At 34.9% G+C, this 13573-nt stretch carries 13 protein-coding genes; all 13 read left to right on the top strand.

The window, feature by feature from the left end:
* The first annotated feature begins 3 nt into the window (after positions 1–3).
* Positions 4–672, top strand: coding sequence for a YggS family pyridoxal phosphate-dependent enzyme (locus tag AL499_RS02910; protein ID WP_002478328.1), 669 nt, complete (start codon positions 4–6; stop codon positions 670–672).
* Between the two features lie 13 nt (positions 673–685).
* Positions 686–1264, top strand: a complete 579-nt coding sequence (locus tag AL499_RS02905) for a cell division protein SepF (protein WP_002493091.1) — start codon at positions 686–688, stop codon at positions 1262–1264.
* A gap of 11 nt (positions 1265–1275) precedes the next feature.
* On the top strand, positions 1276–1572 hold the full coding sequence (locus AL499_RS02900; RefSeq protein WP_002459356.1) for a YggT family protein: 297 nt from the start codon (positions 1276–1278) through the stop codon (positions 1570–1572).
* A gap of 62 nt (positions 1573–1634) precedes the next feature.
* Positions 1635–2429: a YlmH family RNA-binding protein gene (locus AL499_RS02895; protein ID WP_002459355.1), complete on the top strand. Its 795-nt coding sequence runs from the start codon at positions 1635–1637 to the stop codon at positions 2427–2429.
* A gap of 23 nt (positions 2430–2452) precedes the next feature.
* On the top strand, positions 2453–3085 hold the full coding sequence (locus tag AL499_RS02890; protein ID WP_002478327.1) for a DivIVA domain-containing protein: 633 nt from the start codon (positions 2453–2455) through the stop codon (positions 3083–3085).
* A gap of 228 nt (positions 3086–3313) precedes the next feature.
* The gene (ileS, locus tag AL499_RS02885; RefSeq protein ID WP_002493088.1) at positions 3314–6064 is read left to right on the top strand and encodes an isoleucine--tRNA ligase; all 2751 of its coding nucleotides are present in this window, start codon (positions 3314–3316) and stop codon (positions 6062–6064) included.
* Between the two features lie 375 nt (positions 6065–6439).
* Positions 6440–7237: a VOC family protein gene (locus AL499_RS02880; protein WP_002459352.1), complete on the top strand. Its 798-nt coding sequence runs from the start codon at positions 6440–6442 to the stop codon at positions 7235–7237.
* 306 nt (positions 7238–7543) lie between these two features.
* On the top strand, positions 7544–8017 hold the full coding sequence (lspA, locus tag AL499_RS02875) for a signal peptidase II (protein WP_002459350.1): 474 nt from the start codon (positions 7544–7546) through the stop codon (positions 8015–8017).
* A 13-nt stretch (positions 8018–8030) separates the two neighbouring features.
* Complete coding sequence (locus AL499_RS02870) at positions 8031–8948, top strand: RluA family pseudouridine synthase (protein WP_002493086.1); 918 nt, start codon at positions 8031–8033, stop codon at positions 8946–8948.
* A gap of 304 nt (positions 8949–9252) precedes the next feature.
* Positions 9253–9780, top strand: coding sequence for a bifunctional pyr operon transcriptional regulator/uracil phosphoribosyltransferase PyrR (pyrR, locus tag AL499_RS02865; protein WP_002459348.1), 528 nt, complete (start codon positions 9253–9255; stop codon positions 9778–9780).
* Positions 9781–10068: 288 nt separating this feature from the next.
* Complete coding sequence (locus AL499_RS02860; protein WP_002459347.1) at positions 10069–11379, top strand: uracil-xanthine permease family protein; 1311 nt, start codon at positions 10069–10071, stop codon at positions 11377–11379.
* 23 nt (positions 11380–11402) lie between these two features.
* Complete coding sequence (locus tag AL499_RS02855; RefSeq protein WP_037540419.1) at positions 11403–12299, top strand: aspartate carbamoyltransferase catalytic subunit; 897 nt, start codon at positions 11403–11405, stop codon at positions 12297–12299.
* A complete protein-coding gene (locus AL499_RS02850; protein ID WP_002493090.1) occupies positions 12299–13573 on the top strand; it encodes a dihydroorotase in 1275 nt (424 codons plus the stop codon). The genes AL499_RS02855 and AL499_RS02850 overlap by 1 nt, the downstream gene beginning before the upstream one ends.

Below are 13573 nucleotides of genomic sequence, written 5' to 3'. Positions count from 1 at the left end.
GATATGGATGTGAAATCCAATTTAGCACATATTCAACAAGAAATTGAAAGTCATAAGAAAAAAAGCACAATAGATAGCCATATCAATGTGATAGCAGTTACAAAATATGTTACAATAGAGCGAGCTAAAGAAGCATACGATGCAGGTTTGAGACATTTTGGTGAAAATCGCTTAGAAGGATTTTTAGAAAAGAAAGCTGCATTACCAGAAGATGCTGTTATGCATTTTATTGGTTCATTGCAATCTAGGAAAGTTAAAGATGTCATCAATGAAGTTGATTATTTCCATGCGCTAGATCGAATGAGTTTGGCTAAAGAAATCAACAAACGTGCGAACCATACTATTTCTTGTTTTTTACAAGTTAATGTTTCAGGTGAAGCGTCTAAACATGGAATCCATTTAAATGAAGTGGACAAGTTTATAGATGATATTAAAGCTTATGAGAATATTAAAATTGTAGGCTTGATGACAATGGCACCATTTACAGATGATACACAATATATTCAAGAATTATTTAAGAAATTAAGATTAAAACGGGATGACATACAACAACGACAATTAACTTATGCACCGTGTACGGAATTATCTATGGGAATGAGTAATGATTACCCTGTAGCAGTTGAAGAAGGCGCAACATATATAAGAATTGGAACTAAATTGGTAGGAGAATAGGAGTGAGCCATCAGTGGCAATTAAAGATTTATTTAATAATTTCTTCGAGTTTACTGACGAAGAAGAAGTTGTCGAAGAACCAGAACAATATCGTGAAAAAGAATCACAAAAACCAGCACAATCACGTACACCACAAGCAACACAGTCAAATTCGAATTTCTCAGCTAATCAAAGCGAACTAAGATCAGTACCTAATAGAAGATCTTCAAGAAATCAAAATAATGAAGAAAGGAATTATCGAATGAACACACTATCAAAATCAGGCTCTAAAAACGTCGTTACTATGGATCAATCATCAGACTATTCGTCACAAGAAAGTTCTAAAATGTGTTTATTTGAACCACGTGTCTTTTCTGATACACAAGATATTGCAGACGAATTAAAAAATCGACGCGCAACATTAGTTAATTTACAAAGAATCGATAAAGTATCAGCTAAACGTATTATAGACTTTTTAAGTGGAACAGTTTATGCTATTGGCGGCGATATCCAACGCGTGGGCACAGATATCTTCTTATGCACACCGGACAATGTTGAAGTGGCTGGTAGTATTACAGACCATATTGAAAATATGGAACAACCGTACGAATAAGGAGATTAAATATGAGCATTAGCTTGTTAGCAACGATATTTAACTTCATATCATTTTTAGTTACTGTTTATTATTTTGGTATGATTATTTATTTCTTTACTTCATGGGTTCCTAATATACGTGAGTCGGTCGTAGGCCGCTTTTTGAGTAGTATTTATGAACCGTATTTAGAACCTTTCAGAAAAATCATTCCACCTCTTGGTATGATAGATATTTCATCTTTAGTAGCACTCTTTGTACTTATTTTATTCCAATGGGGACTAGATAGTATATTTAGAGCAATTCTTATTTATGTAGCTACGCATTAGTTGCGGTTAAACGAGGGAAGTACAATCTACTTAACCTCGTTTTATTACGTTATCGAACTTTATTGGTACGTTTAGGAGGACTTATCATCGATATTTATCAGCATTTTCGCCCTGAAGAACATGAGCTTATAGATCGATTAATTGACAAATGCGATCAGGCAGCACAACAATATGCCCCGGTATTAACAAATTTTCTAGATCCAAGAGGACAATATATACTATCAGTGATAGTGGGAAGTTATGAAGATATACAAGTCGCATTTAATGGTGGGCTTTATGCAGAAAGACAGCGAGCTATCATTGCCCCGTCATATTATGAACCGCGTGTTGAAGACTTTGAGTTATGTTGTTTAGAGATTGACTATCCGGAAAAATTTGTTACGTTGCAACATCAACATGTGCTGGGAACATTAATGTCTTTAGGTATTGAACGAGAGCAAGTAGGAGATATACATGTTGCGCAACGTATTCAATTTGTTTTGACAAGACAGTTAGAATCGTATATCATGATGGAATTAACTCGAATTAAAGGCGCAACAGTAAAACTTAATTCTATTCCATTACAAGATATGATACAATCAGAAGAGAATTGGAAAATTCAACATACTACAGTCAGCGCAATGCGCTTAGACGTTGTATTAAAAGATATGATTCATAAATCAAGGTCAATTGCGAAACAATTGATTGAGAAAAAACGCGTCAAGGTGAATCATACAATTGTTGAAGCATCGGATTTTCAGCTGGAGCCTAATGACTTATTATCTATTCAAGGCTATGGGCGTGCACAATTGTTGGAAATCGGTGGTAGAACTAAAAAGGATAAATACTACATTACGTATCAAACATTATTTAAATAGTGTAAATCGAAGGAGGATATAGCATGCCTTTTACACCTAATGAAATTATAAATAAAGAATTCACTCGTGTAAAAAATGGTCTTGAACCTGAAGAAGTGAGTGATTATTTAAAACAATTAAGCAATGAAATTGAAAGACTTAAAGAAGATAAAAAACAACTTGAAAAAGTGATAGAAGAGCGCGATACTAATATTAAGTCTTATCAAAGTGTTCATCAATCTGTAAGTGATGCACTTGTTCAAGCGCAACAAGCAGGTGAACAAACGAAAGCAGCAGCTGAAAAGCAAGCTGAAGCAACGTTGGCACAAGCACAAGCGAAAGCAGATCAAATTGTTAACGATGCTATCGAAAAGGCACGTCGCTTATCATTCCAAACTGAAGATATGAAACGTCAATCTAAAGTGTTTAGATCACGCTTCCGCATGTTAGTTGAGGCGCAGCTTGATTTATTAAAAAATGATGATTGGGACTACTTATTAAACTATGATTTAGATGCTGAACAAATTACACGAGAGAACGTGCAACATTTAAATGATCAAGATTTAACAGCAGAAGAACGACAACTTAAAGCTGAACAGCAGCAACCAGATCATACATCTCAATCAGCAGAAGATGAAACAACGCAAGATAACACTGATCAGTCATCACCTAAATAATGAATAATATTTAAGTCAGACACGTAAGAAGGATATCACGTTTTAAAGCGAGTCAGGAGTTGGTGGAAGCCTGACAAACGATGACTTCTTATATCACTGATTTAATAAAAAAAGAATTATGACAAGAGAGAGCTCTAAGTTGAGTTAAGCAGGGTGGTACCGCGGCATTTTCCGTCCCTATTAATTGAACTTAGAGTTCTTTTTTAATTATAAGGAGTGAGTAATAGTATGAATTATAAAGAAACATTATTAATGCCTAAAACAGATTTTCCAATGCGAGGAGGTTTACCGAAAAAAGAGCCTCAAATACAAGAAAAATGGGACGCTGACAATCAATATCAAAAAGCTTTAGCTAAAAATAAAGGTAATCAAACATATATACTTCATGATGGTCCGCCATATGCAAATGGTAATCTTCATATGGGACATGCTTTAAATAAAATTATTAAAGATTTTATTGTCCGATATAAAACAATGCAAGGGTATTATGCACCTTTCGTGCCAGGATGGGACACGCATGGCTTACCTATAGAACAAGCATTGACTAAAAAAGGTGTAGACCGCAAAAAAATGTCAATTGCCGAATTCAGAGAAAAATGTAAAGAATTTGCGCTTGAGCAAGTAGAATTACAAAAGAAAGATTTTAAAAGTTTAGGGGTTCGTGGGGATTTCAATAATCCTTATATCACTTTAAAACCAGAATACGAAGCAGCTCAAATTCGCCTATTCGGTGAAATGGCTGACAAAGGCCTAATCTATAAAGGTAAAAAGCCAGTCTACTGGTCACCATCAAGTGAATCATCACTTGCTGAAGCAGAAATTGAATATCATGATAAACGCTCAGCATCTATTTATGTTGCATTTGATGTCAAAGATTCAAAAGGCGTTGTTGATGAAGATGCACAATTCATTATTTGGACAACTACACCTTGGACAATTCCATCAAACGTTGCTATTACAGTTCATCCAGAACTTAAATATGGTCAGTATAATGTGAATGGCAAAAAATATATTATTGCCGAAGCATTAGCTGACGAAGTTGCTGAAGCATTAGACTGGGATAAAAATCACATCAAATTAGAGAAAGAGTTTATGGGTAAAGAACTAGAATATGTCGAAGCACAACATCCGTTCTTAGACCGTGTCTCATTAGTTATCAATGGTAACCATGTTACAACAGATGCAGGTACAGGTTGTGTTCATACCGCTCCTGGACACGGTGAAGATGACTATATCGTAGGACAAAAATACGGCTTGCCAGTTATTAGTCCGCTAAACGATAAAGGTGTCTTCACAGAAGAAGGCGGTCAATTTGAAGGTATGTTTTATGACAAAGCTAATAAAGCAGTTACTGATTTATTAACTGAAAAAGATGCATTATTAAAATTAAGCTTTATTACACATAGTTATCCACATGACTGGCGTACAAAAAAACCAGTTATTTTCCGAGCAACACCTCAGTGGTTCGCATCAATCAATAAAGTAAGACAAGATATTTTAGATGCTATAGAAGAAACTGAATTTAAAGTTAACTGGGGTAAAACGCGTATTTATAATATGATTCGTGACCGTGGTGAATGGGTCATCTCACGTCAACGTGTTTGGGGTGTACCTTTACCAGTATTTTATGCGGAAAATGGCGATATTATTATGACTAAAGAAACAGTTAATCATGTTGCTGATTTATTTGAACAATATGGCTCAAATGTTTGGTTTGAACGTGAAGCTAAGGAACTCTTACCTGAAGGATTTACGCATCCTGGTAGTCCTAACGGTGAATTCACGAAAGAAACGGATATCATGGATGTCTGGTTTGATTCAGGTTCATCTCATAGAGGTGTATTAGAAAACCGTCCAGAACTCAGTTTCCCTGCGGACTTATACTTTGAAGGTAGTGACCAATATCGTGGTTGGTTTAACTCTTCAATCACTACAGCAGTAGCTACGAGAGGTCAAGCGCCATATAAATTCTTATTATCTCATGGTTTCGTTATGGACGGAGAAGGTAAGAAAATGAGTAAATCACTTGGTAACGTTATTGTTCCAGACCAAGTTGTAAAACAAAAAGGTGCTGACATTGCACGTTTATGGGTGAGTAGTACGGACTATTTAGCTGATGTACGTATCTCCGATGAAATCTTGAAACAAACATCTGATGTTTATCGTAAAATTAGAAATACATTAAGATTTATGTTAGGTAACGTGAATGATTTTAATCCAGATACAGATGCAGTATTAGAATCAGATTTACTTGAAGTTGATCGCTACCTCTTAAATCGTTTAAGAGAATTTACAGCAAGTACTATCCATCACTATGATAACTTCGATTATTTAAATATTTATCAAGAAGTTCAAAACTTCATCAATGTTGAACTAAGTAACTTTTACTTAGATTATGGTAAAGATATTCTTTATATCGAAGAGAAAAATTCACATAAACGTCGTAGTATGCAAACGGTGTTATATCAAATTTTAGTGGATATGACTAAATTATTAGCACCAATCTTAGTGCATACCGCCGAAGAAGTTTGGTCACATACGCCACATGTTAAAGAAGAAAGTGTACATTTAGCTGATATGCCTGAAGTCGTTGACGTCGATCGTGCGCTTCTTGATAAATGGAATCAATTTATGTATTTACGTGATGACGTTAATCGTGCATTAGAAGCGGCACGTAATGATAAAGTCATTGGAAAATCATTAGAAGCGAAAGTCATTATTGGAAACAATGATAACTACAATGTTACTGACTTCTTAGCACAATTTGCTGATTTGCATCAATTGTTTATTGTGTCTCAAGTTGAAGTTGTTGATTCAGTTGATAATGGTATAACATATCAGCATGGAGATATCCGTATTGAACATGCACAAGGCGATAAATGTGAAAGATGTTGGAATTATAGCGAACATTTAGGTTCTGTAGGTGAATTAGATCATCTTTGTCCACGTTGTCAAGAAGTTGTAAAAACGTTAGTTTAAAGATGATAGAAGTATAACGCTGTGATAATTGAAAATATTTAGATTTAAAAGTAAAAACTTTGGCATAGACGGATTGTTTTCACAATAACTAAATAGTAATAAATTATAAAATAACACTGATATAACAGTAAATAACTTATATAAAAAGCAGTAGTGATTAATTAAGTCTACACAGATTTTAATTTTCACTGCTGCTTTTTTTCTTTCAATGTCATCGTGTTAAATTTGAAATTTAAGTTTATGCTTGATATCCCATTGTAGGTTTCATAATATAATGTAGGAAACAGCCAAAATAATTTTAAATATGTACACTTAAACTGTAAAGGTAAAATATATCGTATATATTTTAGATTCAATAAAAATGGAGCGTGACCTATGTTTCACTCAGCAGAAGCTCATTTTGTTAATGGCATAACATTAAATGTAAAAAATTTAGCAGCTTTACGGCCTTTTTATGAGGATGTTATTGGATTTCAAGTAGTAACTGCTTCTATTAATTGTGTGCAGTATGATGTAGGCTTATCTCATCATATCCTTACCTTACAAGAGATATCATCTGGACGTGAACCTCAACTAACTGAGGCAGGGTTATTTTACATAGGGATATTATTGCCGCATAATAGCGATTTAGCAAATCTTATGGTTCAATTTAGTGATTTTGATATTCCGATGAATGGCGGGGAGCAAAGTACGTCAACATCACTCTTTGTCGAAGATCCAGAAGGCAACATGTTAAAATTTTATGTTGATTATCCTCTTGAAGATTGGCTATATCGCACGCATCTGCATTCAATGCATATTAAAGCTATGAATATTCCTAAATTACTGAGTTACACGACAGAAGTTGGCTGGCAGGGTATACCTAAAGATACAAAAATCGGCAATATCCATCTAAAAACAACGCGATTATCTGAAGTTGAACAATATTATAAAGCCTACTTTGGTTTAAAGAAAAGCGCCCAATTGGATAAGATGTCTCTTTTTTTAGCTTCACAGTATTATCACCATCACATCGCACTCAATCATTGGATATCTAGAGTTAAGCGCGTTGATAATGAACACACTTATGGTTTAGCATTGATTGATTTTTATTATCCAGAAACGACACATCTTTGGTTAAAAGGACCAGATGGTTTACAATTTCGCTTTAATTTTATAAAAGTAGAATCATGATACGAACAAAGAAATCATCCTAATTGTCGCCAGCATTTTAATGATATTACTAGCAATAGTTGTCGTCATAGAAAATAAAGATATGATGAAAGGTTTCGCTAATGAAAGTAAATGTTTGGTTTTGTTTGCATTAAAGGCTAAATCATTTAGAAGAATATACAACATGAATTCATTGCACTTTATTTTATAAAGTATGATGAGCGTGGCAGGTCTCTGACTGAATGTCACTCTCTCTTTTTTTATATGGTTGAGTAAGCTATAATGAAGTGTGTTGTAAAGAAACAAGTATCGAATGGAGGAACATAGATGCAAAAGAAATTCTATGTTGGCATTTCAACATTGGTTGTATTAGCGTTAGTTATATTTGATCAATTAACGAAATGGCTTATTGTAAAATCAATGTCTATTGGAGATTCATATGAGGTAATTCCTGGATTTTTAAATATTACATCACACCGCAATAATGGTGCAGCTTGGGGTATATTGAGTGGGAAGATGGTATTTTTCTATATTATAACAATTATCATTTTAGCCATCCTTGTCCTCTTTTTTATTAAAGAAGCACAATATCATTTATTTATGCAAATAGCAATTAGTCTACTCTTTGCGGGTGCATTAGGGAATTTTATAGATCGTATCGTTAATGGAGAAGTTGTAGATTTTATTGACACCAATATTTTTGGATATGACTTTCCAATATTTAATGTTGCGGATTCTAGCTTAACTATAGGTGTGTTACTCATCATAATCGCTTTACTTAAAGACACTAAAAAAGAATAGGGAGGTTAATTTAATGACAATGCATAGTATAGAAATTACAGATACTAGACACACAGGACAACGCATAGATAAGTTGCTGTCTGACTATAATCATGACTGGTCCAGAAGTCAAATTCAGGATTGGATAAAACATGAATTAGTAATCGTGAATGGGAAAGCAATTAAAGCAAATTATAAGGTTAAGTTACATGATTCTATTGTCATTACCGAAAAGGAAGTGGTTGATGCAGATATTCAACCAGAAAATTTAAATTTAGATATTTACTACGAAGATAAAGATGTTGCTATTGTATATAAACCTAAAGGCATGGTGGTTCATCCTTCTCCAGGTCACTATAGCGGTACGTTAGTCAATGGTTTGATGTATCAAATCAAAGATTTATCGGGCATCAATGGTGAAATCAGACCCGGCATTGTACATCGAATTGATAAGGACACATCGGGATTGTTAATGGTTGCTAAAAATGATATTGCGCATCGTAGTCTAGTTGATCAGCTTGTAGCTAAATCGGTTAAACGTAAATATACTGCGTTAGTTCATGGTAATATTCCTCATGACTATGGTACAGTTGATGCTCCGATTGGGCGTAATAAAAAAGATCGTCAGTCTATGGATGTTGTAGATGACGGAAAGGATGCTGTGACACATTTCAATGTATTAGAACACTTTAAGGACTATACGTTGATAGAATGTCAATTAGAAACTGGCCGAACACATCAAATTCGAGTACACATGAAGTATATAGGTTATCCTTTGGTGGGAGATCCTAAATATGGCCCGAAAAAAACTTTAGATATCGGTGGTCAAGCCTTGCATGCTGGTTTAATTGGCTTTGAACATCCGGTAACTGGGGAGTATATTGAACGTCAAGCAGTACTTCCTGATGCATTTGAACAGTTGCTTGAAGACATTCGCAAGAGAGATGCGTAGCGTATGATGTGACCATTTCTTTGAGGTTTAAAATGAGATAACTGTAGCATTAAAACATGATTGACAAGCTACTAAAATAACGGTAAACTAAGGACAGTTTAAAACCAACAACGTCTTTAATTGAACGTCCAGAGAGACTTCAAAGGCATGATAACGTTTAATATATGTATGGTGTATTTGTCGATTTTAAATAGCCTATTTCACTATAGTTGCTTGAGAAATATTGTACACCTTTTGTATAGATAACCTCATGTCTTGTAAGACATGAGGTTTTTGTGTTGTAATTCTTAAAAGAGGTGTTAATGTGTCAGAACGTATTATTATGGATGAAGCAGCTGTTCAACGTACAGTGACAAGAATAGCACATGAAATCTTAGAATATAATAAAGGCACTGACAATTTAGTGCTTTTAGGCATCAAAACGCGTGGAGAATTTTTAGCACAACGCATTCAAGAACGTATATTAAAAATTGAGCAACAACTCGTGCCTACTGGAACAATTGATGTTACATCATTTAGAGATGATATTGAACTGACTGAGCAAACGTCTTCGCAACTTGCTTATGATATCGATGTTGATATTACTGGTAAAGTAGTTATTATCATTGATGATGTTCTATATACGGGTAGGACTGTTAGAGCTTCACTTGATGCGATACTTAAACATTCAAGGCCAATCAAAATTGGCTTAGCTGCACTTGTCGATAGAGGACATAGAGAATTGCCAATTCGCGCAGATTTTGTTGGAAAAAACATACCGACTTCCAAAAACGAATCAGTTTCAGTATTTTTAGCAGAAAAAGATTCGCGTACGGCAGTCGTTATATCATAGCCGCCTTTTAAAGCAGTACGAGAGACTGGAAAAGGTGAAGTAAATGAATATACACAAAAATCCGATTGTATTAATGAAAGCAGCGCAACAATATCAGAAGTTAACCTTGATAAGTATTTCTGTATTTACTTGCAAAGTAGATTTAACCGTTACCGATTGTGTATAATACCATACTTCATTTTAATCATTTGAGCACGACTTGAGTAAGAATGTGCTATAAATTTGATTTTTAGTCTCTTTACATTAATTAATGTAAAGAGCTTTTTTTATAAGAAAGGAAGAACAAATATGGAGAATGAACAAATGTTTGAACGCACGGTTAAACCCGTGTTAGATGTAAAGGATAAGCCTAGACCGGCTCAGTGGGGACTGTTAAGTTTGCAACATTTATTTGCAATGTTTGGCTCAACAGTATTGGTTCCTTATTTGACTGGACTTCCTATATCAGCAGCCTTGTTAGCTTCTGGTATTGGGACATTATTATACATATTGATTACACAGGCTAAGATTCCAGCATATCTTGGATCTAGTTTTGCGTTTATTACGCCAATTATTACTGGATTAAGTACACATAGTTTAGGTGATATGCTTGTCGCATTATTTATGAGTGGTGTGATGTACATTATCATTGGTATTTTAATTAAAATAAGTGGAACAGGGTGGTTAATGCATCTTTTACCGCCTGTAGTTGTAGGACCAGTAATTATGGTTATCGGTTTAAGTTTAGCGCCGACTGCAGTGAATATGGCTGTTTATCAAGATTCAGCACATATGAAAGGTTATAGCTTGAGCTATTTAGTCGTAGCACTTATCACTTTGCTAGTTACGATTGTTGTTCAAGGTTTCTTTAAAGGTTTCTTATCATTAATTCCAGTATTATGCGGTATTATTGTTGGATATATCGTTGCAATATTTATGGGGCTTGTACATTTTGCACCTATAGCTAAAGCTAAATGGTTAGATGTGCCTCATATCTATTTACCGTTTAGAGATTATGAGCCGTCTATTCATTTAGGGCTTATCTTGGTTTTAATACCAGTTGTCTTTGTAACTGTAAGTGAACATATTGGCCATCAATTAGTAATAAATAAGATTGTAGGGAAGAACTTTTTCGAAGATCCAGGTTTGCATCGATCAATTATTGGTGATGGTATTTCGACTATGTTTGCAAGTATTATTGGTGGACCACCAAGTACAACCTATGGTGAAAATATTGGTGTACTAGCTATTACGAAAATATATAGCATTTATGTTATAGGTGGTGCAGCTGTCATCGCAATTGTTTTAGCATTTATAGGTAAATTCACGGCCTTAGTTTCATCTATACCGACACCAGTTATGGGCGGTGTGTCCATTCTATTATTCGGAATTATTGCTGCAAGTGGTTTACGCATGTTAGTTGAGAGCAATGTTAATTTCGCGGATAATCGTAATCTTGTGATTGCTTCTGTTGTCTTAGTTGTGGGTATAGGAAACTTAGTGATTAATTTAAAGGACATTGGCATCAATCTTCAATTAGAAGGTATGGCTTTAGCCGCTTTATCTGGAATTATACTTAATTTGATTTTACCAAAAGAAAAAGCACAGCAAATAAAATAATGAATGTATAAGGAGGATGAATGATGAAGCATCTACTGTCTATGGAAGAATTAAGTATTGAAGAAATTTATCATTTAATTGAAACTGCGAGTCAATATAAAGCTGGACATTATCCTGATAAGGCGCATCAACAACAGTTTGTTGCTAATTTATTCTTCGAGAATTCAACACGCACGAAATGTAGTTTTGAAGTAGCAGAACAAAAGTTAGGTTTATCACTAGTTAACTTTGAAACAGCAACTTCATCAGTTCAAAAAGGTGAATCTTTATATGATACATGTAAGACATTAGAGCATATAGGGGTAGATTTATTAGTTATCAGACATCCGCAGAATGCTTATTACAAAGAACTTGCAGATATTAATATCCCAATAGCTAATGCAGGAGATGGTAGTGGTCAACATCCAACTCAAAGTTTATTAGACATTATGACCATTTACGAAGAATTTAAAGATTTTGCTGGTTTAAACATACTCATCTGTGGTGATGTTAAGAACTCGAGAGTTGCACGTAGCAATTATGATAGTTTGACTAAACTAGGTGCACATGTCTGTTTCTCAAGTCCACAACAATGGATTGATGATACATTATCAGCACCATATGTTGATATCGATGATGTGATTGAAGAAGTAGATATCGTGATGTTGCTCCGTGTGCAACATGAACGTCATGAAGCAGCGTCACAAACATCTTTTGAAGCGCAGCATTATCATGAACAATTTGGTTTGACAAAGTCAAGATATGAACGATTAAAAGATAGTGCGATTATTATGCATCCGGCACCAGTAAATCGTGGTGTTGAAATCGATACATCTTTGGTTGAAGCACCTAAATCTCGTATTTTTAAGCAAATGGAAAATGGTATGTACTTACGCATGGCAGTCATTAATGAACTTTTAAAGGAAAAGGAGAATCACTAATGAAATTAATTAAAAATGCACAAATCTTAGATAATGGCGAACTTAAACAAAAGTCAATTTTAATCGATGGACAATACATTAAAGAAATCAATGACACGATTAACATAGATGATAACGTTGAAGTGATAGATGCTCATGGACTATTTGTAGCACCAGGATTTGTAGACGTTCATGTTCATTTGAGAGAACCGGGTGGAGAACATAAAGAGACAATTGAAACAGGAACTAAGGCAGCCGCACGCGGTGGATTTACAACAGTATGTCCTATGCCCAATACGCGTCCAGTGCCTGATTCAGTGACGCATTTTGATAATTTAAAACAATTAATTAAAGAAACTGCACAAGTTAGAGTCTTACCTTATGCTGCTATTACAGTGAGACAAGCAGGTAAAGAACATGTTGATTTTGAAGCGTTAGCTCAAGATGGTGCATTTGCTTTTACTGATGACGGGGTAGGTGTTCAAGAATCTGCAATGATGTACGAAGCAATGCAGGCCGCTGCCAAAGTTAATAAAGCGGTTGTTGCACATTGTGAAGATAATAGCTTAATATACGGTGGTGCAATGCATCAAGGTAAGCGGAGTGAAGAACTAGGCATACCAGGTATACCCAATATTTGTGAAGCCGTTCAAATTGCGAGAGATGTGCTATTAGCTGAAGCAGCTCATTGCCATTATCACGTTTGTCATGTCTCAACAAAAGAAAGCGTTAGAGCCATTCGTGATGCTAAAGCAGCGGGCATTCATGTAACTGCAGAAGTAACACCACATCATTTGCTATTAACAGAAGATGATGTACCTGGAGATAATGCGATTTTTAAAATGAATCCTCCTTTAAGAAGTAAAGAAGATAGAGAGGCGTTATTAGAAGGATTGTTAGACGGTACAATTGATTGTATTGCAACAGATCATGCGCCTCATGCAAAAGAAGAAAAAGCACAACCAATGACGAAAGCGCCATTTGGTATCGTTGGTAGTGAAACAGCTTTTCCATTACTTTACACACATTTTGTTAAAAATGGGGATTGGTCATTACAACAATTAGTTGATTATTTAACTATTAAACCAGCTCAAACTTTTGATTTGCCATACGGACGATTAGAAGAAGGAAGTTTTGCTGACTTAACAATCATCAACCTTGATGAAGAGCGAGAAATCAGAGGAGAAGATTTCTTGTCTAAAGCTGATAACACACCATTTATAGGGTATAAAGTATACGGGAACCCTGTGTTAACAATGGTAGCAGGCGATGTTAAATATAAGGAGGAAGTGTAA

Source organism: Staphylococcus lugdunensis, assembly GCF_001558775.1.
Classification (GTDB): Bacteria; Bacillota; Bacilli; order Staphylococcales; family Staphylococcaceae; genus Staphylococcus; species Staphylococcus lugdunensis.
The sequence above is the reverse complement of the archived record's forward strand: the minus strand, read 5'-3'. Positions and strand labels throughout refer to the sequence as shown.

What these genes read in the sequence shown, in the direction of transcription:
- AL499_RS02855 (WP_037540419.1), top strand. Translation starts at nt 11,403, where the DNA reads ATGAAGCATCTACTGTCTATGGAAGAATTAAGTATTGAAGAAATTTAT.
- AL499_RS02870 (WP_002493086.1), top strand. Translation starts at nt 8,031, where the DNA reads ATGACAATGCATAGTATAGAAATTACAGATACTAGACACACAGGACAA.
- AL499_RS02880 (WP_002459352.1), top strand. Translation starts at nt 6,440, where the DNA reads ATGTTTCACTCAGCAGAAGCTCATTTTGTTAATGGCATAACATTAAAT.
- ileS (WP_002493088.1), top strand. Translation starts at nt 3,314, where the DNA reads ATGAATTATAAAGAAACATTATTAATGCCTAAAACAGATTTTCCAATG.
- AL499_RS02850 (WP_002493090.1), top strand. Translation starts at nt 12,299, where the DNA reads ATGAAATTAATTAAAAATGCACAAATCTTAGATAATGGCGAACTTAAA.
- AL499_RS02890 (WP_002478327.1), top strand. Translation starts at nt 2,453, where the DNA reads ATGCCTTTTACACCTAATGAAATTATAAATAAAGAATTCACTCGTGTA.
- AL499_RS02910 (WP_002478328.1), top strand. Translation starts at nt 4, where the DNA reads ATGGATGTGAAATCCAATTTAGCACATATTCAACAAGAAATTGAAAGT.
- AL499_RS02860 (WP_002459347.1), top strand. Translation starts at nt 10,069, where the DNA reads ATGGAGAATGAACAAATGTTTGAACGCACGGTTAAACCCGTGTTAGAT.
- AL499_RS02900 (WP_002459356.1), top strand. Translation starts at nt 1,276, where the DNA reads ATGAGCATTAGCTTGTTAGCAACGATATTTAACTTCATATCATTTTTA.
- lspA (WP_002459350.1), top strand. Translation starts at nt 7,544, where the DNA reads ATGCAAAAGAAATTCTATGTTGGCATTTCAACATTGGTTGTATTAGCG.